The sequence below is a fragment of the Acidithiobacillus sp. genome (assembly GCF_023229925.1).
In the GTDB taxonomy this organism is placed as follows: domain Bacteria; phylum Pseudomonadota; class Gammaproteobacteria; order Acidithiobacillales; family Acidithiobacillaceae; genus Acidithiobacillus.
Genome location: NZ_JALNYM010000001.1, coordinates 99,155 through 125,367 on the forward strand (window position 1 = coordinate 99,155; position 26,213 = coordinate 125,367).

General features: G+C 58.2%; 27 protein-coding genes. 18 read left to right on the top strand and 9 right to left on the bottom strand.

Translation table 11 applies throughout. The features are described from left to right. Positions 1 to 17: 17 nt before the first annotated feature. From M0P56_RS00575 to tilS, 11 genes are all read left to right on the top strand, one after another. Positions 18 to 554, top strand: coding sequence for an OmpH family outer membrane protein (locus M0P56_RS00575; protein WP_291508114.1), 537 nt, complete (start codon positions 18 to 20; stop codon positions 552 to 554). Between the two features lies 1 nt (position 555). Further along, positions 556 to 1,617, top strand: a complete 1,062-nt coding sequence (gene lpxD / locus M0P56_RS00580; RefSeq protein ID WP_291508115.1) for a UDP-3-O-(3-hydroxymyristoyl)glucosamine N-acyltransferase — start codon at positions 556 to 558, stop codon at positions 1,615 to 1,617. Beyond that, entirely contained in the window at positions 1,610 to 2,056 is a 447-nt protein-coding gene (gene fabZ / locus M0P56_RS00585) for a 3-hydroxyacyl-ACP dehydratase FabZ (protein ID WP_291508116.1), read from the top strand. Before lpxD ends, fabZ begins: the two co-directional genes overlap by 8 nt. After that, on the top strand, positions 2,053 to 2,835 hold the full coding sequence (gene lpxA, locus M0P56_RS00590; protein ID WP_291508117.1) for an acyl-ACP--UDP-N-acetylglucosamine O-acyltransferase: 783 nt from the start codon (positions 2,053 to 2,055) through the stop codon (positions 2,833 to 2,835). The genes fabZ and lpxA overlap by 4 nt, the downstream gene beginning before the upstream one ends. Then, positions 2,832 to 3,782, top strand: coding sequence for a Gfo/Idh/MocA family oxidoreductase (locus tag M0P56_RS00595; protein WP_291508118.1), 951 nt, complete (start codon positions 2,832 to 2,834; stop codon positions 3,780 to 3,782). Before lpxA ends, M0P56_RS00595 begins: the two co-directional genes overlap by 4 nt. Before the next feature lie 68 nt (positions 3,783 to 3,850). Next, positions 3,851 to 4,936 carry a DegT/DnrJ/EryC1/StrS aminotransferase family protein gene (locus M0P56_RS00600; protein ID WP_291508119.1) on the top strand — a complete coding sequence of 362 codons (1,086 nt, stop codon included), beginning with the start codon at positions 3,851 to 3,853 and terminating at the stop codon, positions 4,934 to 4,936. Positions 4,937 to 4,940: 4 nt separating this feature from the next. Beyond that, the gene (gene lpxB, locus M0P56_RS00605) at positions 4,941 to 6,068 is read left to right on the top strand and encodes a lipid-A-disaccharide synthase (RefSeq protein ID WP_291508120.1); all 1,128 of its coding nucleotides are present in this window, start codon (positions 4,941 to 4,943) and stop codon (positions 6,066 to 6,068) included. Positions 6,069 to 6,081: 13 nt separating this feature from the next. Continuing rightward, the gene (locus tag M0P56_RS00610; RefSeq protein WP_291508121.1) at positions 6,082 to 6,675 is read left to right on the top strand and encodes a ribonuclease HII; all 594 of its coding nucleotides are present in this window, start codon (positions 6,082 to 6,084) and stop codon (positions 6,673 to 6,675) included. Further along, complete coding sequence (gene dnaE / locus M0P56_RS00615; protein ID WP_291508122.1) at positions 6,672 to 10,172, top strand: DNA polymerase III subunit alpha; 3,501 nt, start codon at positions 6,672 to 6,674, stop codon at positions 10,170 to 10,172. The genes M0P56_RS00610 and dnaE overlap by 4 nt, the downstream gene beginning before the upstream one ends. A 34-nt stretch (positions 10,173 to 10,206) precedes the next feature. After that, the gene (locus tag M0P56_RS00620; RefSeq protein WP_291508123.1) at positions 10,207 to 11,157 is read left to right on the top strand and encodes an acetyl-CoA carboxylase carboxyltransferase subunit alpha; all 951 of its coding nucleotides are present in this window, start codon (positions 10,207 to 10,209) and stop codon (positions 11,155 to 11,157) included. Next, positions 11,135 to 12,529, top strand: a complete 1,395-nt coding sequence (gene tilS / locus M0P56_RS00625; RefSeq protein ID WP_291508124.1) for a tRNA lysidine(34) synthetase TilS — start codon at positions 11,135 to 11,137, stop codon at positions 12,527 to 12,529. Before M0P56_RS00620 ends, tilS begins: the two co-directional genes overlap by 23 nt. Here tilS and M0P56_RS00630 read toward each other — a convergent pair. Together M0P56_RS00630 and dksA are read right to left on the bottom strand one after the other, a co-directional pair. Next, positions 12,493 to 13,824 carry a dihydroorotase gene (locus M0P56_RS00630; RefSeq protein WP_291508125.1) on the bottom strand — a complete coding sequence of 444 codons (1,332 nt, stop codon included), beginning with the start codon at positions 13,822 to 13,824 and terminating at the stop codon, positions 12,493 to 12,495. The genes tilS and M0P56_RS00630 overlap by 37 nt on opposite strands. A 4-nt stretch (positions 13,825 to 13,828) precedes the next feature. After that, complete coding sequence (gene dksA / locus M0P56_RS00635; RefSeq protein ID WP_291508126.1) at positions 13,829 to 14,293, bottom strand: RNA polymerase-binding protein DksA; 465 nt, start codon at positions 14,291 to 14,293, stop codon at positions 13,829 to 13,831. A 165-nt stretch (positions 14,294 to 14,458) separates the two neighbouring features. Here dksA and M0P56_RS00640 point away from each other — a divergent pair, with 165 nt between their 5' ends. Continuing rightward, a complete protein-coding gene (locus M0P56_RS00640; protein ID WP_291508127.1) occupies positions 14,459 to 15,223 on the top strand; it encodes an HAD family hydrolase in 765 nt (254 codons plus the stop codon). Between the two features lie 51 nt (positions 15,224 to 15,274). Here the strand turns inward: M0P56_RS00640 and M0P56_RS00645 are convergent, their stop codons facing one another. Both M0P56_RS00645 and cadR read right to left on the bottom strand, forming a co-directional pair. Then, positions 15,275 to 16,033 (bottom strand): sulfite exporter TauE/SafE family protein, encoded by a 759-nt coding sequence (locus tag M0P56_RS00645; RefSeq protein ID WP_291508128.1) that lies wholly within the window; start codon positions 16,031 to 16,033, stop codon positions 15,275 to 15,277. Positions 16,034 to 16,161: 128 nt separating this feature from the next. Further along, positions 16,162 to 16,638 (bottom strand): Cd(II)/Pb(II)-responsive transcriptional regulator, encoded by a 477-nt coding sequence (gene cadR, locus M0P56_RS00650; protein WP_291508129.1) that lies wholly within the window; start codon positions 16,636 to 16,638, stop codon positions 16,162 to 16,164. Between the two features lie 100 nt (positions 16,639 to 16,738). Here cadR and M0P56_RS00655 point away from each other — a divergent pair, with 100 nt between their 5' ends. Further along, the gene (locus tag M0P56_RS00655) at positions 16,739 to 17,701 is read left to right on the top strand and encodes a cation diffusion facilitator family transporter (RefSeq protein ID WP_291508130.1); all 963 of its coding nucleotides are present in this window, start codon (positions 16,739 to 16,741) and stop codon (positions 17,699 to 17,701) included. A 122-nt stretch (positions 17,702 to 17,823) separates the two neighbouring features. Here M0P56_RS00655 and M0P56_RS00660 read toward each other — a convergent pair whose 3' ends face one another. Further along, positions 17,824 to 18,558: a M48 family metallopeptidase gene (locus M0P56_RS00660; RefSeq protein ID WP_291508131.1), complete on the bottom strand. Its 735-nt coding sequence runs from the start codon at positions 18,556 to 18,558 to the stop codon at positions 17,824 to 17,826. Between the two features lie 60 nt (positions 18,559 to 18,618). Continuing rightward, a complete protein-coding gene (locus M0P56_RS00665; RefSeq protein WP_291508132.1) occupies positions 18,619 to 19,101 on the bottom strand; it encodes a type I restriction-modification system subunit M N-terminal domain-containing protein in 483 nt (160 codons plus the stop codon). 279 nt (positions 19,102 to 19,380) lie between these two features. On the opposite strand from M0P56_RS00665, the gene M0P56_RS00670 reads away from it, so the two are divergent. From M0P56_RS00670 to M0P56_RS00690, 5 genes are all read left to right on the top strand, one after another. Continuing rightward, positions 19,381 to 20,124 carry a polysaccharide deacetylase family protein gene (locus M0P56_RS00670; RefSeq protein ID WP_291508133.1) on the top strand — a complete coding sequence of 248 codons (744 nt, stop codon included), beginning with the start codon at positions 19,381 to 19,383 and terminating at the stop codon, positions 20,122 to 20,124. A 78-nt stretch (positions 20,125 to 20,202) separates the two neighbouring features. Further along, a complete protein-coding gene (locus tag M0P56_RS00675) occupies positions 20,203 to 21,522 on the top strand; it encodes an NAD(P)/FAD-dependent oxidoreductase (RefSeq protein WP_291508134.1) in 1,320 nt (439 codons plus the stop codon). 2 nt (positions 21,523 to 21,524) lie between these two features. After that, positions 21,525 to 22,601, top strand: coding sequence for a hypothetical protein (locus M0P56_RS00680; RefSeq protein WP_291508135.1), 1,077 nt, complete (start codon positions 21,525 to 21,527; stop codon positions 22,599 to 22,601). After that, complete coding sequence (locus M0P56_RS00685; RefSeq protein ID WP_291508136.1) at positions 22,598 to 23,398, top strand: 1-acyl-sn-glycerol-3-phosphate acyltransferase; 801 nt, start codon at positions 22,598 to 22,600, stop codon at positions 23,396 to 23,398. The genes M0P56_RS00680 and M0P56_RS00685 overlap by 4 nt, the downstream gene beginning before the upstream one ends. Then, positions 23,395 to 24,156, top strand: a complete 762-nt coding sequence (locus M0P56_RS00690) for a glycosyltransferase family 2 protein (RefSeq protein ID WP_291508137.1) — start codon at positions 23,395 to 23,397, stop codon at positions 24,154 to 24,156. The genes M0P56_RS00685 and M0P56_RS00690 overlap by 4 nt, the downstream gene beginning before the upstream one ends. A gap of 29 nt (positions 24,157 to 24,185) precedes the next feature. Here M0P56_RS00690 and fabG read toward each other — a convergent pair whose 3' ends face one another. Genes fabG through M0P56_RS00705 form a run of 3 tightly spaced genes read right to left on the bottom strand, consistent with a single transcriptional unit; the run spans position 24,186 to position 26,204 of the window. Next, positions 24,186 to 24,908 (bottom strand): 3-oxoacyl-ACP reductase FabG, encoded by a 723-nt coding sequence (gene fabG, locus M0P56_RS00695; protein ID WP_291508138.1) that lies wholly within the window; start codon positions 24,906 to 24,908, stop codon positions 24,186 to 24,188. Further along, positions 24,901 to 25,398 carry a 3-hydroxylacyl-ACP dehydratase gene (locus M0P56_RS00700; protein ID WP_291508139.1) on the bottom strand — a complete coding sequence of 166 codons (498 nt, stop codon included), beginning with the start codon at positions 25,396 to 25,398 and terminating at the stop codon, positions 24,901 to 24,903. Before M0P56_RS00700 ends, fabG begins: the two co-directional genes overlap by 8 nt. Continuing rightward, on the bottom strand, positions 25,389 to 26,204 hold the full coding sequence (locus M0P56_RS00705) for a beta-ketoacyl synthase chain length factor (RefSeq protein ID WP_291508140.1): 816 nt from the start codon (positions 26,202 to 26,204) through the stop codon (positions 25,389 to 25,391). The genes M0P56_RS00700 and M0P56_RS00705 overlap by 10 nt, the downstream gene beginning before the upstream one ends. Positions 26,205 to 26,213 lie beyond the last annotated feature (9 nt).

A 26,213-nucleotide genomic window follows, 5' to 3' on the forward strand; every position in this document is an offset into this window, starting at 1 on the left:
TGGTGCGGTGTTAGGGTATGAATTGGCAATTGCGTATTGGAATGGTTCTCCTGTTAATGCTGACTTCGGCGATGGCGTGGGCGGACCCGCTGAAGATTGGATTCGTGGATCTCGACCGCGCGTTGCGCGAATTGCCCGAGGCGCAGGCTGGCGCGACGAGTCTCAACAAACAGATAGAGGCGAAGCAGAAGGAAATCCAGGCTAGGCGGCAACAGGTCGATACCTTTCAAAAGACCCTGGAAAAGGATTTCCCGCATCTGACCAATACCCAAAGGCGGGAACGAGAGGCGCAATTGCAAAATATGATTCTCAATTTGCAGCAGTTCCAGCGACAGGCTCAGGATAGTTTGAATTACCAACGTAATCGTATTCTGAAAAATATACAGGATCAATTGGTCAGAGTGGTGGGCAGGATTGGGCGTGCCGGACATTATACGGTTATCCTCAATGATAAATCGGTGCTTTATGTCAATGGCGCCATTGATATTACCTCGCAAGTAGTGGCAGCGATGGCGAATAAACCAGTTCCTGCTCAGTCGGCTGGCAGTAAATAGCGTGGTGCGCAAGGAATACCTTCTCAGCGATCTTGCGGCGGTGGCGGGCGCCGAGTTGCGTGGTGACGCTGCATATAGGATCACTTCACTGGCGCCACTGGAAACGGCGGGTAGTGGTGAGCTGACATTTTACCAGGATTCCCGCCTGCGCAGGCAGTTAGAGGCCAGCAAGGCGGGGGCGGTAATTTTGACACCGCAGGATGCTGAGACGTATGCGGGCCAGTGTCTGCTGACGGATAATCCCTATGCGGCCTTTGCACGGGTCATGCAGTATCTGCACCCGGTCGCGGTGCCTCAGCCAGGGTTGCACTATACGGCACAGGTGGCGCGCGACGCGCAGGTAGATCCTGGTGCCCGCATTGATGCCTACGTGCAGATAGAGGCTGGAGCGGTGATCGCGGCAGGTGTCTGGCTGGAGGCCGGTACCTTTATCGGTGCGGGCACGGAGGTAGGACGAGGGTCACATCTTTACCCCGGCGTTAAAATTTATGCGGGCTGCAAGTTGGGCGCCGATTGCATCCTCCATGCGGGCGCGGTGATTGGTGCCGATGGTTTTGGTTTTGCCGAGGCAGATGACCGGTTTCTGAAGATACCGCAGGTGGGTCGTGTACTTATTGGAAATGGCGTGGAGGTTGGTGCCAACTCCTGCATTGACCGAGGTGCGCTGGCAGACACGGTGATTGAAGATGGGGTAAAGATAGACAATCTGGTGCAGATTGGGCACAACGTCCAGATCGGCGCGCATACGGTTGTCGCCGGACAGACAGGTATTGCTGGGAGTACGCGGGTTGGCTGTCATTGCCGTATTGGTGGTCAGGTAGGGATTGCCGGTCACATAGAAATTGCCGATGGTTGTGTAATTGCTGGACAGAGCGCGGTGACTCGTTCGTTGCGTCGTTCCGGTGTTTATTCCGGGGTGATCCCTGCACAGGAAGTGAATCGCTGGAGACGTGTCGTCGCGCGTCTCGACGGGCTGGATGCACTGTTTCGGCGGGTGAAGCGGGTCGAGCGTGAAGTCGAGCAGGATTTATCTACAAACGGGGGGCCGTCTGATCGTGAATGAACTGAATATTCAGGATATTCTTAAACGCTTGCCGCATCGCTATCCATTTCTGCTGGTGGATCGGGTGGTTGAAATAGAGATAGGGAAACGCTTACGTGCTTTGAAAAATGTCACCATGAACGAGCCGTATTTTCAGGGGCATTTCCCAGGGTTCCCGGTTATGCCGGGCGTGCTCATCATTGAGGCGCTCGCCCAGGCGGCGGCCCTTCTCGCCTTTGTTTCCGAAGACAAGAATGGCGAGAATGCAGCGGTCTATTTTGCCGGGATAGATAAGGCACGTTTCCGCAAGCCGGTGACGCCCGGTGATCAGCTGGAACTCATCGCCAATGTGAGCCGCCGACGTTCCGGCATGTGGCAGATGGAAACGGTAGCGCTGGTGGATGGCGCGGAAGTCGCTTCTGGGCTGCTTTTGGCCACATTGCGCGAGCATGCCCAATGACCTCGCAGATTCATCCGCAGGCTCTCGTCGATCCCTTGGCCCGAATCGGCGAGGGCTGCATAGTCGGGCCTTTTGCTGTCATCGGTGCAGGGGTGGAAATTGGCGATCACTGCCAGATCGGTGCGCATACAGTGATTGAAGGCCCTAGCCGATTGGGAGCCTATAACCATATTTTTCAGTTTGCGTCGATTGGCACCGCTCCGCAGGACCTTGGCTACAACGGTGAACCTACTGCGCTTGAAATCGGTTCGCACAATACAGTACGTGAGTTTGTGACCATCAACCGCGGCACCGTGAAGGGTGGTGGAATGACGCGGATTGGTAATCACAACCTCCTCATGGCTTACTGTCATGTGGCGCATGACTGTTGTATCGGCGATCAGGTGGTGATGGCCAATGCGGCAACACTTGCCGGACATGTCAGTGTCGAAGATCACGCCATCCTTGGTGGTCTGTCGGCAGTGCATCAGTATGCACGGGTGGGGGCTCACGCGATTCTCGGCGGCGGGACCATGGCTCCTCTGGATATCCCGCCCTATATGATGGCGGCAGGTAATCACGCCAGTTTGCATGGCATTAATGTGCGCGGTTTGGCTCGGCGGGGGATTCCCCGGGAGACCATTTTGCAGATTAAGCGGACTTATCGCCTGCTCTTCCGCTCAGGGCGCCGTCTGGAGGATGCGATGGATGAGGTTATGCAGCGCGGATTGACTGCTCCAGAGGTGGCTTACCTTTTGGATTTTATTCGTAATACGCATCGCGGAATTACCCGACCATGATCAATCTACGAAATATACGAACCGGCGTTATTGGTGTTGGCCATCTTGGCCGTTTTCATGCGCAGAAATATGCCGCAATCTCAAAATTGGCAGGTGTTTTTGATGAGGATGGGGAACGGGCCGCGGAGGTCGCCGCCGAGTTGGGGTGCCATGCTTTTCCCAGCGTTGGTGCGTTACTGGCTGAAGTGGATGCGGTGTCCATTGCCACACCCACCTCTATCCACTTCGCGGCGGCGGAAGCCGCCATGCAGGCTGGTGTACATTGTCTGGTCGAAAAACCCTTTACTCTGGATACCGAAGAAGCGGATGCGCTGATCGGCATGGCGCAGGAGCGCCATCTGGTGCTGGCGGTTGGTCATATCAAGCGGGTACATCCTGCTATTCAGCATTTGCTGCAAGCTGGCTACGGAGCGCCCCGCTACCTGGAGGCGGAGCGTCTGGCGCCCTTCAAGCCACGCTCGCTGGATATCGACGTGATCATGGATCTGATGATTCACGATCTGGACCTGACTTTGCTGCTGACTGGCGCCGAGCCTGTAGACGTGCGCGCCGTGGGTGTCGCGGCAGTGACAGACAAGGCGGATATGGCCAATGCCTGGATGACGCTGAATAATGGCACCGTGGCCAATCTGGCAGCCTCCCGGGTAGTGCGGGAACCAGCGCGGCGCATGCGTATCTTTTGGCAGGATCGTTACGCCTCGGTGGATTTTCTCAATAATACCCTGCATATCTACCATCGCGGTGCGGGAGCCGTGCCGGGAATTCCCGGTGTGCGTGATGAGGCCGTGGAGTTACCCAAACGGGATGCTCTGGCGGCGGAGATCGAGGATTTCCTGAACGCCATCGCAGCGCACCGGCCGGTGTTTTGCGATGGCATTGCAGGTCGGCGGGTGCTGGCGGCGGCGCTGCAGGTGCGGGTGGCCGTGGAGGCTTTTTTGCAGCACTGAGCGGCATACTGGTGCTGGTCTTGACGTTTTTTGGACGGTGATGCATGACTCAAAATACAGCAATTCCCATGGTTGATTTGCGCGCACACTTTGCGCCGCTGCGGGATGAGATTCTGACAGGGATAGGGAAAATTCTGGACGAGTCCAGCTTTATCCTTGGAAATCATGGGCGTGCGCTGGAGGCGGAGGTAGCAGGCCTCTCTGGCGTTGCCTACGGTGTAGGCTGTGCTTCCGGTACAGATGCCCTGATGCTGGCTCTGCGTGCCCTGGAGATCGGTCCCGGCGACGAGGTGATCGTCCCTACCTTTACGTTCATTGCGACTGCGGAAGCCGTGCTTTATGTGGGTGCTACGCCGGTCTTCGTGGATGTGGATGATCGTTTTTACGCGATGACCGTGGCCGGTATCGAGGCGGCCATTACGCCGCGGACCAAAGCGATCATTCCCGTACATCTCTACGGCTTGCCCGCGGAGATGCCCGCTATCATGGCGCTCGCGCGGAAGCATGGTTTACGGGTGGTTGAGGATTGTGCCCAGGCCATTGGTGCCGAAATCAACGGCCAAGGGGTGGGCAGCTTTGGCGATATCGGCTGTTTTTCTTTCTTCCCCAGCAAAAATCTCGGTGCTGCCGGAGACGGTGGCATGGTAGTGACGGCGGAAGCGGAGCTGGAACGTAAACTGCGCGGACTGCGCAACCATGGTTCCTGGCAGACTTACCACCATGACGTGCTGGGCTATAACAGCCGCCTTGACGAGATGCAGGCGGTGATTCTGCGGGCGAAGTTCCCGCATCTGGTGGCCTATAACACCGGGCGGCGGCAGGCCGCAGAATGGTACGCTGAGCATCTGGCGGGTCTCGACCTGCAATTGCCGGAATCTCCCGCAGGTTATCACCACGTATTCCACCAGTTTACGATTCAGTTGAACGGGCGGGATGCGGTGAAGGCCGCCCTCCATGCTGAAGGCATTGCCAGCGCCATTTATTATCCGATTCCAGGACATCAGCAGAAGATGTTTGCACACCAGGCCCACGCCCATTGTCCGGTGGCAGAGCGTCTGGCGGAGCGGGTACTCTCGTTGCCCATGTTTCCGGAACTGCGTGAGGAGCAGATTGCCAGGATCGCTACCGTGATCCGTCGCACCCTGCACGGCTAAGGCCTTGAGCAAGGCCTTTATCCTCGCGGTAGAGCGTTCCGGCGAAAATCTCGGGCTGGAAATCATGTTGAATGCAGCGCAGGCCGGACTCGATCTGCAGTGGTCGGGGGTGGTTGGATCTCGCCTGCAGGCAGCGGGAGTGCAAAATATTGCCGATGGTGAAGTGCTGGCGATGGTCGGGTTGGTCGAAGTCTTGCGACATTACCGCCGTCTGCGCTGGCTCTATGGGCAGATTCGGCAGCATCTGCGGGCGGAACGGCCAGATTGTGTGGTGCTGATTGACCATCCGGCTTTCAATCTGCACATTGCCAAGATGGCAAAAAAACTAGGCATTCGTGTGCTCTACGTGGTAGGCCCACAGATCTGGGCCTGGCGATCGCAGCGGATTCATCAGATCAAGCGCGTGGTGGACCACATGCTGGTTCTTTTTCCCTTTGAGGTGCCCATTTATGCACTGGCGGGGGTGCCGGTGCATGTGCTGGCACATCCTCTATTGGTGCAGACTGCCGCCGCGCCAAATCGGGAAAACGCGCGGGCAACGCTGGACATGGCGACAGATGGCCAGGTGCTTGCGCTTCTACCCGGCAGTCGACGTGGTGAGCTGGAACGGTTGACATTGCGTTACGCCGAAACCGCGCGACTTTTGCGCGAACAAATGCCGGATCTGCGGATTCTGGTGGCCTTGGCCAGAGAGGAGTTATGCCCTCTCTGGGAGCGGCTCTGGAAACAGGGTGCCGGGCCGGAAGATGCACGGCTGGTGATCGCTCAGACGCAAACTGTGCTAGCGGCCGCTGACGTGGTGCTGGTCGCCTCCGGTACCGCTACACTGGAAACCGCACTCATGCAGCGCCCGGCGGTTGTCGTCTATATTTTGAACGCACTCACCTTTGCTTTCGTCCGAAGACTGGTGAAGACACCTTTCGTGGCTATGCCTAATATTCTGCTGAAAAAGTCCGTGTACCCGGAATTCCTCCAGGGGGCCTTTGCGCCCGCGCAAGTGGCGGACGCACTGGCAGCGCTTTTTGGCTCGGCGGGTCCCGAGCAGGTGGCGAAATTGCAGAAACTGCGTGGTCTACTGAAAGGTGATCCACCCGAGCAATTGCAGCAGGTACTCCGCGAGATGCTGGCGTGACGCCGATGAATCCATGAAAAACGCCCCAATCCTGGAACACTATGGGCCTCGGTGCGCGGGTGTGGATGAAGCGGGGCGGGGCCCCTTGGCGGGGCCGGTGGTGGCTGCGGCGGTGATTCTGCGCGCACCGCTTCATGGTCTGGATGATTCCAAGAAAATGACGGCGGCCGCACGGGCGCATTGGGCCGTGCGTATCCGCAGTGAGGCCTTGGCCTGGTCGCTGAGCTGGGCTGCGGTTTGGGAGATTGAGCGCTACAATATTCTCCAGGCATCGTTGCGTGCCATGGCGCGGGCTATCGCCGGCCTGCCCCGGCGACCTCAACGGATTCTCGTCGACGGCAACCAGCCGCCCCCCGGCTGGCAAGTGGCGACACTGGTGGGTGGCGATGGCCGGGTGGATGCCATTGCCGCCGCGGGTATTCTCGCCAAAGTGGCACGGGATGAAGAGATGCAGTTGCTCGACAGGTATTACCCCCAATATGGACTGGCGCGGCATATGGGCTATGGCACGGCGTTGCATCTCCAGGCGTTGCGACGCTGGGGACCATGCACGCTGCATCGGCGAGGCTTCGGACCGGTCGATCGGGCCTGGGAGGCGCAGCGATGAGTACGCCGCAATTTATCCATTTGCATGTACACTCCGAGTATTCTCTGGAGGATGGCATTATCCCGGTGAAGGCGCTGGCCAGGCGCTGTGCGGAGCGCGGTATGCCGGCAGTAGCGATCACCGATCACGGTAACCTCTTCGCTTTGGTCAAATTCTATAACGCTGTCCGGGGGCAGGGCGTCAAACCGGTGATTGGCAGCGAGATCTGGGTGCATGATGCGGCGGAGCCGGAACAGCCCGCCGGCCTTATCCTGCTGTGCATGAATAAAACCGGTTACGGCAACCTCAGCCGCCTGCTCAGCAGGGCTTATCTGGAGGGGGCGCGCCACGGCCGTCCGCAAATCGACGCAGCGTGGCTGGAGGGCGCGAGCGATGGTCTCATCGCCTTGTCGGCGGCAGGCCAGGGGGAGATCGGGCGTGCCTTGCAGCGCAATCCGCAACAGGCGGAAGGCCGGGCACAGCACTACGCACGACTTTTCCCGGAACGTTTTTATCTGGAGGTGCAGCGTAATGGCGAGGCCGGGCAGGAAGCTCTGGTTCAGGCCACGGTGGCGCTGGCGGAAAAACTGGAACTACCGCTGGTAGCCACCAATAACGCCCACTTTCTCGATGCCGCGGACTTTGCGGCCTTCGATGCACGGCAGTGTATTTCTGCAGGCTTTACCCTGGACGACCCGCGACGTCCACGGCGTTTTACGCCGGAGCACCGCCTGCCCGACCCCGCAGAAATGCGGGAGCGTTTTGCGGACCTGCCGGAAGCTTGCGACAATACCGTCGAGATCGCGCGACGCTGCAATATGGAGCTGGTGCTCGGGCATTACGCGCTCCCGGATTACCCCATTCCCGCCGGTCAGTCCGTGGATGAGTATTTGCACGATGCGGCGCAAAAAGGTCTGCAGGAACGTTTGCAGGAGTTGCGTATCAGTGGCGACGCCACGCTGCTTTATCACGAGCGTCTGTTGCGTGAGGTGGGCGTCATTCAGCAGATGGGCTTCCCCGGTTATTTTCTCATCGTCGCGGATTTCATCCAGTGGGCAAAAAATAACGGCGTCCCGGTGGGACCGGGGCGTGGCTCCGGCGCCGGTTCGCTGGTCGCCTATGCACTGCGGATCACCGATCTCGATCCCATTGGCAATGGCCTGTTGTTCGAGCGCTTTCTCAATCCCGAGCGCGTTTCCATGCCCGACTTCGATGTGGATTTCTGCATGGATCAGCGTGACCGCGTTATTCAGTATGTGGCCGACAAATACGGTCGCGACCGGGTCGGTCAGATCATCACCTTTGGAACGATGAAAGCCCGGGCAGTGGTACGGGATGTCGGCCGGGTGCTGGGGCTGCCTTATGGCTTTGTCGACCAGTTGGCCAAGCTGGTGCCGGGCGATCTGGGTATGACCCTGGCGAAGGCCCTGGAGGAGTCCGAGGAACTGCGCCGCCGCCAGACCGAGGAAGACGATGTCCGTGACCTGCTGGACATCGCGCTGCGCCTGGAGGGTTTGCCACGTCACGCCTCGACCCATGCCGGTGGCGTGGTGATTTCCCCGGATCCGCTCGCCGATCGTCTGCCGCTCTTCAACGATGGCTCCGAAGGGGGGGGTAACGTCACCCAGCTCGATAAAGACGATGTGGAGAAGATGGGGCTGGTTAAGTTCGATTTTCTTGGGTTGCGCACTCTGACCATCATTGATATGGCGGTCAAACTCATCAATGCCGATGCGGCGGCGGTGGGCCGCGCACCAGTGAATATTCAGCAATTACCTCTGGATGATGCGGCGACTTTTGCCTTGCTCAAATCCACCGAGACCGCGGCGGTCTTCCAACTGGAATCGTCGGGTATGCGCGATCTGGTGCGGCGTCTGCAACCGGATACCTTTGAAGATATTGTTGCGCTCGTTGCCCTGTTCCGGCCTGGGCCGCTGCAGTCAGGTATGGTCGATGACTTCATCGCCCGTAAGCATGGTAAGGCGCCGGTGATTTTTCTGCATCCGGATCTGGCGCCGATTCTCGATGAAACCTACGGCGTGATCGTCTATCAGGAGCAGGTCATGCAGTCCGCCCAGGCGTTAGCGGGCTATTCCCTCGGCGGCGCCGATTTGCTGCGACGGGCCATGGGCAAGAAAAAGCCGGAGGAAATGGCCAAACAGCGCAGTATTTTTTTGGAAGGTGCCCACAAAAATGGTTTGGCCGCAGATCAGGCCGGGGCCATCTTCGACCTCATGGAAAAATTTGCTGAATATGGCTTTAACAAGTCGCACTCGGCAGCCTATGCCCTGGTTTCCTATCAGACCGCTTATCTGAAGGCCCACTATCCACAGTTTTTTATGGCAGCTGTGCTGAGCGCCGATATGGACCACACCGACAAGGTGGTGGCCATGATTGCCGAGTGCGCGCGCATGGGCCTGCGGATTGCTCCGCCGAGCATTCAGCGCAGTGTGCTGGAGTTTCGACCGGAGGGAGAGAGTGATATCCGGTTTGGTCTGGGCGCCATCAAGGGCTTGGGACGGGCGGCTATTCAGGCGATTCTCGACGCTCGTAGAGAGGGACCCTTCCTGAGTCTTTTCGACCTGCTCTGCCGGGTGGATGGCCAGAAGATCAATCGCCGTGCCCTGGAGGCGTTGATTCGCGCCGGAGCCATGGATGACTGGAGCGTGTCGCGGGCCAGTCTGATCGCTTCGGTGGATAGTGGTGTTGAAGCAGCTGCGCAGTTTCAGAACAGTCAGGTGAGCCTGCAAGAATCGTTGTTTAGTGGGCAGGAAGCGTTACCGGTAGCTCCGCCGCTGGTGTCGGCCGAAGTGTGGAGCCTTACCGAAACCCTGCGTCAGGAACGGGAAACCCTGGGCTTCTATCTCAGTGGTCACCCCATGGACAGTCTGCGGGATGATCTGGCGGCTCTGGGAACGGTGCCTCTTGGAGACATCCGTAGCGGGACCACGGTATTGGTGGCCGGGTTGGTGGTGGCGCGGCGCAGCACCCGGACCAAGCGTGGCGATCGTATCTATTTCCTGACCCTCGACGACGGTCGGGGGCGGCTGGAGGTCGTCGTCTTCGCCGAAGTCTGGGCGCGAGCTGGCAAAGTCGGGGAGGGTGAGGAACCAGTGCTGGTTCTGGGTGAGGTGGGCGAGGACAGCTATTCTGGTGGTCTGCGGCTTAATGCCCTGCGCGTGCTGGGTACGGTGCAGGCGCGCGAGGAGCTGGCTACCCAACTGACCCTGGAACTGGATGTCGCTACAGATGTGGCTCCGCAAGATCTGCTTGTTGTGCTCCGTAAATACCCTGGCCAAACAGCATTGCGTCTGCGTTTGCGCGTCGGTGACGATATTGTCGCGCAACTGCGGGTGACGGAAAGCCTTTCCTTTGCGGCGAAGCCCGCCGCTATCGCCGCCTTGGCGGCGCTGGCACCCACGGCGCGCTGGCGTTGGGACTATCGGTCGGTGACCCTTCTCGTCAATAATGTTACCCCCTTGGAGCGTACTCGGCCTGCGGCGCGACGCCCGGTCTAAGCGCCGGTCTTATTCGGAGTGGTAAGGAGTAAACATGAAAATCAGTTATCTGGATTTTGAACAATCGGTGGCGGAGCTGGATGCCAAGGTGGAGGAGCTCCACGCCCTGAATCAGCCGGGTATCGCCGATGACATCAGCCGTCTGGAAGTCAAGGCGCGCAAAGAGTTGCAGCGTATCTACAGCAAACTGGGTGCCTGGCAGACGGTACAGGTGGCTCGTCATCCACAGCGGCCTTACACCCTGGATTACGTGCGGGCCCTTTTCACGGAAGTACAGGTGCTGGCAGGCGATCGTGCCTTCGCCGATGATCAGGCTATTATTGGCGGCCTGGCCCGTTTCAATGGACAGCCTATCGTCTGGATGGGACATCAGAAGGGGCGCGACACCAAGGAAAAAATCCAGCGCAACTTTGGAATGCCGCGTCCGGAAGGTTATCGTAAGGCGTTGCGTCTGCTCCGTCTTGCCGAACGTTTTGACTTGCCAGTATTTACTTTCATTGATACGCCCGGAGCTTATCCGGGTATCGGTGCTGAGGAGCGCGGCCAGAGTGAGGCCATCGCTCGCAATCTCGCGGTGATGTCCGACCTGGCTGTACCCATTATCTGTACGGTCATTGGCGAAGGCGGCTCCGGCGGCGCGCTGGCGATTGGCGTGGGTGACCGGATGCTGATGCTGGAGTACGGCGTCTACTCCGTCATTTCGCCGGAAGGTTGCGCCTCGATCCTTTGGAAGAACGCCGCTATGGCAGCGGAAGCAGCGGAAACCCTGGGTATCACTGCACGTCGTTTGCAAGGCATGGGCTTGGTCGACGAAGTGCTGCCGGAGCCCCTCGGTGGCGCGCATCGCGATCCCGAAGCGGTTTTCGCGCTAACGCGCGAGCGCTTCGCCCATCACCTGCGGGAACTGCAGGCGATGGATACCAGCAAGTTACTGACCACCCGTTACGAACGCTTGATGCACTATGGGGTCGTCGGCGCCGCCTGAGCTGGAGCGACGTCTCCAGGCGCGCCTGGAGGGGGATTTGCGTCCCCCGGATGGACGTATACTCTATGTAGCCTACAGCGGCGGCGGCGATTCTACAGCTCTGCTCGTGGCACTGCTTGCTTTAGGGTACGGCGTCCATGCCTTGCATGTGGATCACGGCTGGCATCCGGACAGTGCTCAGTGGGCCCAGTTCTGCCAGCAGCAGGCTGTGGCGCTGGGGGCTTCCTTCACCGTACTGCGCCTGCCCGCAGATACACCCGGCGAAGGGCCGGAGGATCAGGCACGGCGTGCCCGCTATGCCCTGATGGCGGCGCAGTTGGCGCAGGGCGACTGGTTGTTTACGGCGCAGCACCTGGAAGACCAGGCGGAGACTTTGCTTTTGCAACTGTTGCGCGGTGCTGGTGTAGCGGGGCTGGCGGCCATGCCCGGGCAGCGCGCTCTGGGAGCCGGGCTGCTGGTCCGACCCCTGCTGGATGTACCTCAACAGGTGTTGCGGGATTATCTGGAACAGCGGCACTTACCCTTTCTGAATGACCCGGCCAATGCCGATGTGCGCTATGACCGGGTACGGGTGCGCAATGTGCTGCTTCCCCAGCTGCGCGATCTGGGCTGGCCTCATGCGGCGGCCAATATCGCCCGCGCGGCGGATAACCTTGCCGATATGCGGGAAGTCGCGGCGGACTGGTTTGCTTTGCGTTGGCAGTGGTATCGCGCAGATTACCCGGAACTCTCTGTGGAGCGGCTCTCCCTGGCGTATTTGCAGTCCCTCTCTACTGCCGCGCAGCGGGTTTTCCTGCGCGGATGGCTTCGGAAACGGCAGATTTCGGTGCCGAGCCGGGAGCGTCTGGAGGCTCTGCAAGGCGCCATAGCGCAGGGACGTGGAGGCGCGAGGATTCAGTGGGAAGGAGGAGAAGCCTGGCTGCAGGGCGGATTGCTGAGCGCCTGGCCGCAACCGCGCGCTACGGCGGAAAAAGAATGGGAAGAAGGCCCTTGGTGTGCCGCTCTGGAAAAACCGCTGCCGATCCCTGGCTGGCAGTTTGCTCTGCGGGATACCTCACCGGACAGTCTTCATCATGCGCTGGCTGAACGTTTTGCGGAGACGCGCTTGTACTGGCGCCGTCGCCGCCAGGGGGAGCGCGTCCTAACCGGACAGGGCCAACATCGTCCGCTGAAAAAATTGCTGCTGGAGGCGGAGGTCCCACCGGATCGGCGTGCGGATGTGCCCTTACTCTGGGACGAGGCGGGGCATCTGATACTCATTCTAGGTTACTACACTAGCCCCTGGGCGAGCGCCCCCCATGGGAGCACGGCACTCTGCCTCTGGAATGCCGGTACTCAGTCTACCGCCGGCAAGGGGGTCGGCTCGACGTAGTGCAGCGGCTGCCCGTGCGCGTTGGGGAGAATCTCGCCTTTGTCGAAAACCACCTGGCCGCCGACGATGGTAGTTATAGGCCAACCGGTCAGAACCCAGCCATTGAAGGGACTCCAGCCCACCTTGGTGAACATCTCCTCATTGCGGACGGGCTTTTCATGGGTCATATCGACCAGGGTCAGATCCGCATCCCAGCCGATGGCAATGCGCCCTTTGTTCACCACCCCATAGAGACGCGCCGGGTTGTAGCACATCCAGCGCTGCAGCTCGGCCAGACTGCAATGGCCGTCGCGCATGGCGGTGAGCATCAGGGGCAGGCTGGTTTCCACGCCGGGCATGCCCGAGGGCGCGCGGGGATAGCCCAGGGATTTGTCTGCCAGCAGGTGCGGGGCGTGATCCGTAGCAATGCAATCGATTACGCCGCTGCGCAAACCCTCCCAGAGGGTCTGGCGATCGTGCTCGCTGCGGATAGGGGGGTTCATCTGCGCCAGCGTACCCATTCTGGCATAGGCATCGGTCGTCAGAAAGAGATGGTTGGGAATCGCCTCACAACTGATATAAGGCGTCTTTTCCTGCCGTAAGAATTCGGTCTCGATGGCCGTGGAGAGATGCAGGACGTGCAGGCGGCGCTGATATTTTTTCGCCAGCCGAACGGCTCGCCGGGTAGCGATCAGCGCCGATTCTTCATCGCGGATACGGGAATGGTCGGCGGGATCACCGCTGCTGGTAAACCGAGCGCGCCGCTCACGAATGCGTGCCTCGTCTTCCGCATGGACCGCTATCAGTTTGCGGCCATGGGCGAAAATACGATCCAGGTCCTCTTCCTTGTCCACCAGTAAATTGCCGGTACTGGCACCCATAAAAATCTTGATGCCGCAGGCGGCATCGGCTGCCAGCAGATTGTCGAGATTGTCGGGGGTGGCCCCGATAAAAAATCCGTAGTTGACCACGGATTTTTCGGCACCGCGCGCCAGCTTGTCTGCCAGAGCAGCGGGGCTGGTGGTGGACGGGTTGGTGTTGGGCATTTCCAGAAAACTGGTGACGCCGCCTTTGGCCGCTGCCCGCGAGCCGCTGGAAATATCTTCCTTCTGCTCATTGCCTGGTTCGCGGAAATGCACCTGCGGGTCCATAACGCCGGGCATTAGCATATGACCCTCGGCGTCAATCACCGTATCGGCGACGCGGTCTATATCCCGATCGATGGCGACAATGCGATCATCTTCGGCAAAAAGATCCCCGTGATATAGTTCACCGGAGGGTAGCGCGATGCGCGCATTGCGGATCAGCAGACGCATGGCATCAGTCCTGCGCCATCTGTTTCTCGCGTTTTTCTTCCAGTGTTTTGCAATCAATGCAGAGAGTGGCGGTAGGGCGGGCTTCGAGGCGGCGCAGACCGATCTCCACGCCACAACTTTCGCAGTAGCCATATTCGCTAGCCTTGATGCGGTCGAGGGCTTGGGTGATTTTACGGATCAGCTTGCGTTCCCGATCGCGGGCGCGCAGTTCCAGGCCCATGTCCGTCTCCAGGCTGGCCCGATCATTGGGGTCGGAATAGTTGACGTTTTCCATCTGCATGTGTTGTACGGTACGGTCGACTTCCGCCATCAGTTCGCCGCGCCAATCTTCCAGAATTTTCTGGAAATGGGCGATCTGCGCGGGGCCCATATACTCTTCACCGGGAGCGGGTTCGTAAGGGGTGAAGGCGGTGAATTGCTGGGCTGCGCCGGGCACTGTTTTCGCGGGCTGAAACGTGTTCTGGTCCATGTGGCTTCCTGTCTTTGTGGAATATCCGCTTACGTTTAACAGAGAACAGCCGTTTTGGCAATCCAGGGTATGCTGGTTACAATAGCCTACCCAAGCTATTTTGGATGTCGTGGGTTTACCAGCGGAATTATGGCGCTTTTTGATAAATTTAGGAGATAATGATCCATGCCTTTGCGCGCGCTGATCTTTGATGTAGATGGGACCCTTGCCGATACCGAACGGGATGCCCACCGGGTTGCTTTCAATCAGGCTTTTGCTGAAGCGGGCCTTCCTTTTAGCTGGGATGTGCCGACCTATGGCCACTATCTGAAGGTTACCGGCGGCAAAGAGCGCCTCAGGACTTTCCTGAATGAACATCCGCAATTGCCACAACTGAGCGATGCTGACATTGCCGCTGTCCACCGTCAAAAGACCGGGTATTACGTGGAGATGATGAATGCCGGGCTATTACCGCTACGCCCCGGTGTGGAGCGTTTGCTGAACGCGGCGCGGGACCATGGCCTGCTGCTGGCCATTGCCACGACCACCACGCCAGCCAATGTCGAGTCCCTGTTGAAGAGTACCCTGGGTGCGGAGGCCTCGCAGCGCTTTCATACCATCGGTGCCGGGGATGTCGTTTCCCATAAAAAGCCGGCAGCGGACATTTATACCCATGTTCTGGGTCAATTAGGGTTGCCTGCCGCAGACTGCCTCGCGATTGAAGACTCGGCGAATGGGCTGCAATCAGCGCGTGGGGCGGGGCTTGCCACCATTATTACCCAGACGGAATATACCGAAGGACAGGACTTTAGCGCCGCGCTGCGGGTTCTCGATCATTTGGGAGAAACCGTATCCCCTGCGCATGTCTTGCAGGGCCAGGCCGCTGGGGAACAGGTGGTCGTGGATATCCCCACGCTGCAGAAATGGTGGGCGGATATCCGCGAAGTTTGAGTGTTTGGAAATGTCGCCGCAGGTGTTATGCGGTCAGCATCCCCAATCCGGTCAAACCCAGAGCTTGGCAGCCATCAGCAGTATGATGATCGCCATGATCACTTTGACCCACCGTTCTCCGCGGCGGCTCACCGTAAGCCTGGTAGCCAACCATGCGCCTATCATGCCGCCTATGCCGACGATAACGCCAATGCCCCAGCGAACTTGACCCATCCATGCGAAGATAAGGAGGGTAGGCAGTATATATATTGAGATAATGAGGGTTTTGTAAGCATTTACTTGCGCTAGATTTTTGGTGAGCAAATGGTGCAGGGCAAAGATGAAGAGGAAGCCGACACCGAGCTGCATAAAGCCGCCGTAAAAGCCCAGTGTTAGCATGGAGGGATACAGCCATGGTGAGGCACTGCCATCGGGACGTGTAGATTCTCTAGCGACAATCTTTGGGAAGAACATCGTGGCCGTGCTGAGCGCCAATACAATCACTAAAATGCGCTGAAACCAGAGACTACCGATATGGATACCCGTAATAGCCCCGAGTATGGCTCCCGGCAGCGTCCACAGGGCCAGCATCATCCCTTTTTTTAAATCCACCAAATTGTGGCGATAGAAGGTGCGAGCGGCGGTGAGATTTTCCAAAAGGATGCTGATGCGGTTGGTGCCGTTGGCGGTGACGGGATCAAGGCCAAGGAAGATGAGTACCGGCAAGGTCAGCATGGATCCGGCACCAGCGAGGACATTGATGAATCCGGCACCCACCCCGGCGGCGAACAATGCCGGGAAGAGCCACCATTCTGTGCTTACCGATTGCATCGTAGGTAGGTGTCAGCCCGCTTGGCGCCAGTCGGGATATAAAAAATCCGCGCCCTGGCGTTGCCCCACATGCTGCCTTGGGGCGGCATGGTAGTCATTTCGGGGGAGACGGAATAAGACAAATCCTGTCAGCCTGTTTGGTTTACCGACCGCCGCGTCTCCTTCAAGGGGGCCGGGATTGAACTGCCATGACATACGCAGCTTTCCCCTTGGGCGGCGGCCACCAACTCATGTAGAATACCGCATTCGGCCGTCGCATGTTGCCCGTGGCAACGTCCGCGCAGTTGCGCAAGCTGCCTCGCCAGCGCTTGTAGGGACTGGAGTCTTCCCTGTACGTGCGCCAAATGCGTATCGATCAGTCGATCCACGTCCTGGCAATCGTCCAGAGGGTGATCCAGCAAGTGCAATAGTCGCTGCACATCCGCGAGTGGCATATCCAGCGCCCGACAATGGCGAATAAAGGCAAGTCGCTCCAGGTGCGCGGGGCCATAAGTGCGATAACCGTTCGCCCGCCTGGTCGGCGCGGGCAACAGGCCTATCCGCTCATAATAACGGATGGTCTCCGGATCCACGCCGGTCATCTGTCCAAGCGCGCCGATTTGCATATCGCCCCTCCCAAAATGGCCAGTATAAATCCTTGACCACGTAGTGACTACAAGGTTTTTAATGGCCATTCATGCGGATTTTTTCGAGGAAGGATAATGTATGGCACACGACCATCATGACCATGCCGACCATACCAGTGGTCAACAGCAGATCCACGGCCACGCGCATGGGCATGGTCATGGCCCGGCGGACTACGGCCGTGCCTTCGCCATCGGGGTGGCGCTCAATCTGGCCTTCGTGCTGGTTGAGGCCGTGTTTGGGGTGATGGGACACTCCTTGGCCTTGTTGGCGGATGCCGGCCATAACCTCAGTGACGTGCTGGCCATGCTGATGGCCTGGGGCGCCACTGCCCTGGCTCGCCGTCCACCCTCGGTCCGTTTCACCTATGGGTTGCGCAGTTCGTCTATCCTGACGGCACTGGCCAACGCCGTATTCCTGTTGGTGGTAACTGGTGGGATTGCCTGGGAAGCGATTCAGCGTCTGCTGCATCCAGCTCCGGTAGACAGCGGTATCGTGATCGGTGTGGCGGCTTTCGGGGCGCTGATCAATACCGGGACGGCGCTGCTGTTCATAGCGGGGCGCAAGGGTGATCTGAATGTCCGGGCAGCCTTTTTGCACATGGCAAGCGACGCTGTCGTCTCGCTTGGCGTGGTCATCGCCGGAATTATGATGCTTTTTACGCACTGGTTTTGGCTGGATTCCACGGTGAGTCTGCTCATCAGCGCGGTGATCGTGATCGCCACCTGGGGGTTATTGAGGGATTCCACCCAGTTGGCCCTGCATGGCGTGCCAGAAGGCATTGAAACCCCGGCGGTACGCGCTTATCTCTCCGCCCTGCCGAATGTGGTAGCGGTGCATGACCTGCACATCTGGGCCATAAGCACCACGGAAACGGCGCTGACCGCGCATCTGGTCATGCCGAATGGTTACCCGGGGGACGCATTTCTGAATCAAGTCAGCGATGAATTGCAGGCACGCTTTCGTATCGACCATCCCACCTTGCAGGTAGAGACAGGCGATCCGGCCCATCCATGTGCACTGGCTCCGGATCATCGAGTTTGAAATTCCCCGGCTGGAAGTACTAACGATTGAGGGTTCCTCGGGGGGCGCATCCTCGGTGTCTATTCTTTGGGTCAGCGCCGCTGATGAAATGACCCGCTTCCGAGCTGGCAGTGTGCGTCATTTCAGCCGCCCTCTGGTTCAGAGCTTGTCAACGGTACGCCTTTTTTCAGAACCGCCCGCACGGTCCGCCAATCCGGCATGGCCTGATCCAGAATACCCTTGAAGCGGTCATTGTGCAGGCGCTCCAGCAGGTGCGCCATTTCATGGACCACCACATATTCCAGGCATTCCTCTCCGTAATGCACCAGTTCTAGATTCAGCCAGATTCGGCGTGCCCGGATATTGCAAGTGCCCCAACGGGTTCGCATGCGTTTGACGCCCCACTCAGCGACTCTGACCCCCATGATGGGCTCGTAATGGGCGATGAGCGCCGGGATACGCTCCTTTAGCGTCTGTCGGTGCCAGTCTTCGATAACCCGTGCCTTGTGGTCGCGGCTGGCCCCTTCCCGCACATGGAGGTCTAGGTAATGGCTCTGCTGGCAGGAGATATGGGCGGCCTGCGTCGTTGGGTATACCCGCAACCGGTAACGTCTGCCCAGGTAATCATGGCTTTCTCCAGAGACATACTCCCGTGGCGAGGGCCGGTCCTGCCGGGCGAAGTTCTGCTGATGTTTTTTTATCCACTGTAGGCGAATCAGCACCGCCGCACGGATGGCTTCTTCACTGAGATGCCAGGGCGCCGCCACCCGGACTCTGCCCTCCGGCGGATACACCCCCAGATGCAGGTTTTTGATCCGTTTCCGCACCACCTGCACGGTCAGGTCGCTGACTTCCAGCGTGTAGGTCTCAGTAATCACGCTATTCTTTGACCAGAGCGAAGATGCGCGCGACGTCTTCGGGATCGCTCAAATGACGTTTCACCACACGCAATACCTCCCGTTCCTTGAGCTTGTGGCCGCGCCAGCCGTCCTTTTTGACACTGCAGATAGCGCTGTCCAGACATCCCCCAGCAGATCATCACCCTCGGCGCGGTTGCCGGTGAAATCCACTCCCTCAAAGATGCCGATGAGTTTGGTGAGGCGGTCCACCCGCTCTTTGCCTCGGCCGATCTTGTCCGCGTCGTTGAAGTCGGCTACATCGATCATGCCGGTCAGGTCGTGGGCTTCGGCCAGACGGCGGATGATCTTGTTGGGCTTGTCGCCCTTGGCCAGCACCATGTCCCGGAAAAAGCCGCCGTATGGCACTTCCAGCAGAGGATCGCGCTCGGCTTTGTCCGACACATATTTGACGAAGAGCAGGACCAGCATGGAGCTCTTGTACTGGGAGGCGTCCATACCCCCGCGCAGTCCGTCACAGATCTTCCAGAGGGAGGCGTAGAGTTCGGATTTCTTGAGGGGCATGGGGTGGAGCGTACCTGCGGTGATGGGCTTATGTGCGGCATTCTATAACAAATACACAAAAGACGATGCGCGCCCATCCTTATGCCACCACTGGTCCGGCGGGCGGGTATTCGCTTTGACTTGCTGGGGAGCACTTATCATGCCACACTTTACGCCGAGCGGCAGCAGACTGGTGGGCACCTTAACGATCACGCTAACAGCAGCGAAACGATATACTTTGGAGGTTGTTTCCATGGAGGGCGGTCTGCCCCGGATGGCCGGGAACCCGAGGATTCTGGAATGATGCTGCTGACGTCGGCGTTATGGACCCTGGCAAGTGCAGGGGTCCTGGGGAATGCCGTGTTAGGATTGCTGGTGATGTGCCCACGCTGCAAAATAATCAGTACCAACTTGGTATGTCTGCCAAAAACCGCTATAGGGCGCGGTGAGATAGCACTCACTTTCGACGACGGACCGGATGCCCACATAACCCCTCAGGTGCTGGATCAGTTGGACCTCTATGGCGCGAAAGCCAGCTTCTTTTGTATTGGCGAGAAAGTGGCCGCACAACCGGATTTGGTTGCAGAAATCATGCGTCGCGGACATAGCATAGAAAATCATAGCTATAATCACCGGAATTTATTTGCATTTAGTAGTATAAAGCAACTGAAAATGGAAGTCGTTGCCACGCAACAGGCCATCCATTCCGCGAATAGCGGCAGCAGTTCCCAGTTTTTTCGTGCCCCATTTGGCTTTCGCAGCCCATTATTAGGCGGTGTGCTGCGCCAGGCCCATATGCAGCATGTGGCCTGGACTCGGCGCGGCTATGACGCCGTTTGTCGAAATCCCGATGCGGTGCTCCGTCGCCTTGTCCACAATCTGTCCGCCGGCGATATTTTGTTATTACACGACGGAGGGTCAGCACATACACGCAATGGACAGCCGGTTGTACTAGAGGTCTTGCCCCGGCTTTTGGAACGGTGCGCCAGCCACGGACTGCGCAGTGTATCTTTACCAATGGCATTCAGTGACGCGCAATTATAAAAATCCTTGTCCTTTGATTGACCTGCCATGAATGGCAACCAATGCCGACGTGAAAAAATTAAAATGGAGCAGATCATAATGGAAAAAGAGGAAATAATAGGTTCGGCTCCAGTAACGCAAATCTGTGACATTCTCGTTATCGGCGGGGGACCTGCGGGCTCCACGATCAGCGCGCTACTGGCAGAGCGGGGCTACCAGATCACCGTTCTGGAAAAGGCGCACCATCCCCGCTTTCATATCGGCGAATCGCTACTCCCGGCCAATTTACCTTTATTGCGAAAATTGGGTGTTGCGGAGGCGGTCCAGCGTATCGGTATGGAAAAATGGGGGGTAGAGTTCAACTCACCTTACCATGCGGAGAAAAGGCAGACGTTTTCTTTCGCCGACGCATGGGATAAATCCATGCCGATGGCTTATCAGGTGCGACGCTCCGAATTTGACGATATCCTCGTGCGCAATGCCGAGCGGAAGGGCGCCAGGGTGATAGAAGGTTGCCGTGCCAATGCCGTGGAGTTCTTGCCGGATAACACCGGGGTACTCATCCTTGCGCAGCACGAAGATGGCCGACGGGAAACCTGGCGGGCACGCTTCCTGGTGGATGCATCTGGCCGTGATACGTTCCTGGGCAATCGTCTCAAATACAAGCGTCGCAACCCCAAGCATAATGGTTCCGCGCTCTATGCGCATTTTCGCGGTGCCCAGCGTCTTGACGGCAGGGAAGAAGGGAATATTTCCTTATTCTGGTTTGAGCACGGGTGGTTCTGGTTCATTCCCCTTGCGGACGGGGAGACCAGTGTAGGGGCCGTGGTATGGCCGCACTACCTCAAATCCAGAAGCAAACCGGTAAACGAATTTTTTCAGGAAATCATCGAAATGTGCCCTGCCCTCGCGGCACGGTTGGTGGATGCCCAGCGTACTACTGATGTCGAGGCCACCGGCAACTACTCCTACGCTTGCGATCAAACCCATGGATCCAACTATCTGCTGCTGGGTGATGCATTCGCTTTCATCGACCCGGTTTTTTCTTCGGGGGTCATGCTGGCGATGCAAAGCGCATTCATTGGCGCCGAGACCATCGACACTTGCCTGCGTGAGCCGCAGCGCGCCGCAGGGGCGCTCAGGGATTTCGATCGCCGGGTGCGTCACGGCGGCAAGGTGTTTTCCTGGTATATTTATCACATCAGCCAACCGGCCATGCGCGACATGTTTATGCGTTCGAGTAACGTGCTGCGGGTTAAAGAGGCAGTACTCTCGGTTCTTGCCGGAGATATTTTCAGCAAGACGCCAATTTGGCCCTCTCTTGCCGTCTTTAAGGGCATTTATTACTTGTTTTCCCTGCGTCATGCACGTCGTTCATGGGCAGCCAGGAGGAAACGTAAAGAAGACATACGAGTATAGTGATGACGCTAAGCGCGAACGCCTTGCTTACTGATCCGGAAGCACTTTATTTTTCTTATGCCCCTCCTGGCGAGGCGGTGTTGCAGTCACTATCCAGGCCAAAAGGTCTGCTGGGGATCATCACATTCCGGACCGATTTTTTTAGAGACAAGGATGGCGCTACGCCAGACAGAATATTACAGATACCCTTATCTGGCCGGGGAGACGATCTTTGTGAAGTATGGAAGACCACGCAACCGGTAGTTGCCGGGACGGTCGGTGATATTTCCTACCGTTGCAGCCGCGACTTTTTGTTGGGCAGCATCGCCCTAACCGTAGCCGATGTTCCCGCCGACAATCATCATGGTCTGATCTCCCCTCCTTTACAAAGCGTCGCCGAACGTGCCTATAGGCAAATATTCAGCCTGCTGGATCACCACGGGTACCCGGGCCTGCTGCGCATTTGGAATTTTGTCCCGAATATCAACGGGGTTAGCCATGGTCTTGAACACTATCGCCAATTTAATATGGGCCGCCAGGAGGCGTTTCTTGCCCACAGTCGCCTCCCGTCAAAGCAAAATATCCCCGCAGCCAGTGCATTAGGTTCCGTTGATGGGCCGCTGATAGTGTACTTTCTTGCGGCACGGCATAACTCGGTAGCCATTGAAAATCCGAGGCAAATCAGCGCATACCATTACCCACGAGAATACGGGCCGAGCAGCCCGACCTTTTCTCGTGCCGGATGGATTGATCTAGGGCAACAAAAAATCCTCTTCATTTCCGGAACGGCCAGTATCATCGGGCATCAAACCCGGCATGAGGGGGATGTAGCGGCGCAAACGCGCGAAAGCATGGCGAATATTGCCGCCGTCATCGCAGAGACAAATCGCGTCGCGGCTGGGTCCTTTTATGACCTCAACGACTTTTCCTACAAAGTTTATTTGCGGCAGTTCACAGATCTGCCGGTCGTTCGGGCCGAGTTGGATCTTCTGGTTACGCCAGAGGCACCGGTATTTTATCTTCAGGCCGATATCTGCCGAGCAGATCTTCTGGTAGAAATTGAGGCAACCGCGGGCGTACTTCATGGTGGCATGGCATGAGCCAAGCCCCAGGATTGGGCATTCCAGGGATACTGCACACGCTGCGCGAATATCTCGTCTTCTATAGCGGACTGGGACTGCTGGCAGGCGTCAGCCTCCTGTGGTCCGTGCTGGCCCTGCCATTGCGCCTTGTACTGCCCAGGAGATGGAGAAAACAGACGGGACGATGGGTCATTACCATGGGGTTCAGAATGTACCTGCGGGCATTGTCCATTATGGGCGCCTGCCATTTTGACTTGAAGGCGCTGGATACGCTCCGGGGCGAATCGCCCATGATCATCGCGCCCAATCATCCCTCTCTGCTGGATGCGCTGATGGTGATTTCCCGCTCGCCCAATCTGGCGTGCATCATGAAGTCCGAGTTGGTGGATAATGTATTTTTTGGCGCAGGCGCTCGTTTGGCTGGTTATATCCGTAATGATTCGTTACGCAGCATGATTTGTCTTGCCGTGGAAGACCTGCGCAGGGGCAGCCATTTGCTGCTCTTTCCGGAAGGCACCCGGAGCAACCGCCTCCCCATCGGGACCGTACGCGGCAGCATTGCCCTGATTGCCAAAGAGGCTAGGGTGCCTATCCAAACCGTTTTTATCGAAACCGAGTCGGCATTCCTGACCAAGGGCTGGCCTTTTTTCCGCAAGCCATCCATGCCCATTCATTACCGAATCCGTCTCGGGCAACGCTTCGATCCACCGACCGACGTACGCGGCTTTACCGTGGAGTTGGAACGGTACTTCCAGTCGGCGCTGGCAGAAGCCCGGTTGCCGCCGCTCTCTTCAATGGGTGCTCGTGCTCCATGAGCGAAGCGTCGACTACCCATCTGTTGCTGATCCCAAGTTACAATCCCGGTCCAAGAGTATATGAAACTGTCGCATTGGCACGGCAGCAGTGGAATCCGGTATGGATAGTGGTGGATGGCAGCACCGATGGAACGGCTGCGGGGCTGGAGGCGCTGGCCATCAAAGATAGTGGGTTGCGTGTTTTTCAGCGCACCAGTAATCAGGGTAAAGGGGCGGCGGTGCTTTTGGGTCTGGATCAGGCAGCCTCACAGGGTTATACCCATGTGCTGACGATGGACTCCGACGGACAGCATCCCATGGCGGCTATCCCAGCGTTTATGGCAGCATCACTGCAAAATCCGGATGCCATGATTCTCGGGGTTCCGGTCTTCGATGCCAGCGCCCCAGCCTTGCGGGTAAAAGGCCGCAGGGTATCCAACTGGTGGGCCAACCTGGAGACGTTGGGGGGCGGCATTGGTGATTCCCTGTTTGGTTTTCGCGTCTATCCCATCGTGCCGTTACGGCAACTGATGCACTCACAACGCTGGATGCGGCGCTTCGATTTCGATCCGGAGGCGGCGGTGCGTATGTCCTGGCGTGGTGTCAGGATCATCAATATGCCGGCAACGGTCCGCTACTTCCGCGCCGATGAGGGTGGGATATCCCATTTCCGCTATCTGCGGGACAACGTGCTGCTTACCTGGATGCATACGCGCCTGTTCTTCGGTTTTCTGGTTCGTTTCCCCGTATTGTTGTTGCGTTACTGGTCAAAATCATGACTAAGTGTGCTCTTGGGCAGCTCCAGGGTTTATGCCATGGCGCCATTGATGGAGATGATTTGGCCACTGATGTAGGCAGCTTGCTCCGAGGCGAGAAAGCCAACCAGATCAGCCACCTCCTCGGTTCGTCCGGCACGTTTCATCGGCACCACTTGCGCGATGGCATCAGCGGTGAAGGCCTGCGCGCTCATGTCCGTGGCGATGATGCCAGGCGCCACGGCGTTGACGGTAATCCCGCGGCTGGCGACCTCCAGTGCCAGGGACTTGGTGGCCGCATGCAGCGCACCCTTGGCCGCTGAATAATTGACCTGACCTCGGTTGCCCGTGAGAGCGGCCACCGAGGTGATATTGATGATACGCCCCCAGCGCGTGCGGATCATGGGCATGAGCACGGTCTGCGTTACATGAAAGAAACCATTCAGGGATACGTCTATCACGCTCTGCCATTGCCGCGCACCGAGGGCCGGGAAGACCGCATCGTCGTGAATGCCGGCATTGTTGACCAGGACCTGGATGGGTCCGGCTTCGAGCACATCCCGCAAGGCCAAAGCGGTAGCCTGTGCATCAGTGGCATCGAAAGCCGATATTGATGCGTCGCCACCTGCGGCGATGATGGAGTCGGCGAGGGCCTGCGCTTTCACCGGGTTGCGATGGGTATGGATAATGACCTGGAGCCCATCTGCGGCGAGTTTTTTGCAGATGGCGGCACCAATGCCGCCGCTGCCTCCGGTGACCAGGGCGCGCTTAGGCATGCGGCTCCTCCCGGCTGTCTGCAGGTAGGGCAGGGGAATGCACCGCTGCAGACGGATTGGTGTCCAGTAGAAGTGCCGCACGCCCGTCCAGCAGCACGCGGCCCTGGCCCAGAACGGAGAAGCGGTATAATAGATTGCTCTTATCGGAGAGCTTTTCCGCCGTAATCGTGAGGTCGTCGTCGATGTCGTCAAGGCGCGATACGCGCAGTACTATATTACGCACACTGATGAGATAGCCTAGTTGGGCTGCGCGCCCCTCTTCGGTTGTGGAGCATAATAAGGCGCTATGTACGGCCATGGTCTGTGCCGCATATTCAATACCACAGGCGGCGCCGAGCCGCCCGTGGGCGCGTAGGGGCAATGTTTCCCATCGGTGGCTGGTGGCCGTGCAGGTAATGGTGTTTTCGTCCCATCGCTCTACAGTATTGAGCAAATGCATGCCGCCCTGGTGCGGTATTTGTTTGGCAATCCACTGACGGTCTAGCCGCACGGTGCTACATCCACTGCCAAACGCGGTGAATTCACATAATCCAGGACGATGCGCCCGGCTGTTCCTCTCGCTATGGCCTGAAGCAGAGGGAGGCAGCGTGCGGCAGGAATGGATTGGCGCAAGGTTTCAAGGGCAAGGTCATCCATGGGTTGCACTGCGGCGTCCGTAAATAACGTTTCGCCGCAAAAACTGAGTTGCGCGATGGTTCTTCCGGGATGTGGCGTAGCTGTCAGCAGTAGTGCCACGGCAAAAGTATCGGGAACCGGACGGACATCGTGCAGAGGCTGTGGGTAATCGCTATCACAGGCGATCAATAATACGGGGCGCTGCGCGCTTACCAGCAGCATCACCGCTTCCAATAGTCCGGCAGCGAAGCTCCCATCATGGGCGCTGACCACGGAGGACGGCGTCATGGCACCCGCCGCAATGCCCCAATAACCGGAAATGGCGTTGTGTACGGAATTATGAAACTGGGTGGGAGAAATCATGGTGTCCCCCGACGCCAGCGCCGAACAGATGGCATGGCAGATACGACCATCACCCCCTGACGAGGCAAATACCGACGCCGGATCTGCAGGTTGTACGTCGGCCATGGCGCAGGCCTCATAGCCCACCTCCAGGGCAGCCATGACCCCCGGACTGGCGCGGCGCCGCTCTGCCGGTGGCAACGAAGTAGGTGGCGATAATACGGTTTTCTGCTTTTGGTAGCGCGTTTGTCCGGTAAGCATGGCCAACCCTTGCGGCCAGTTGGTGACGCCAGGGCCGAGCAGGCCTATACCTTCAAGGTGTGCACTGAGCAATGTCATGATGTCGTT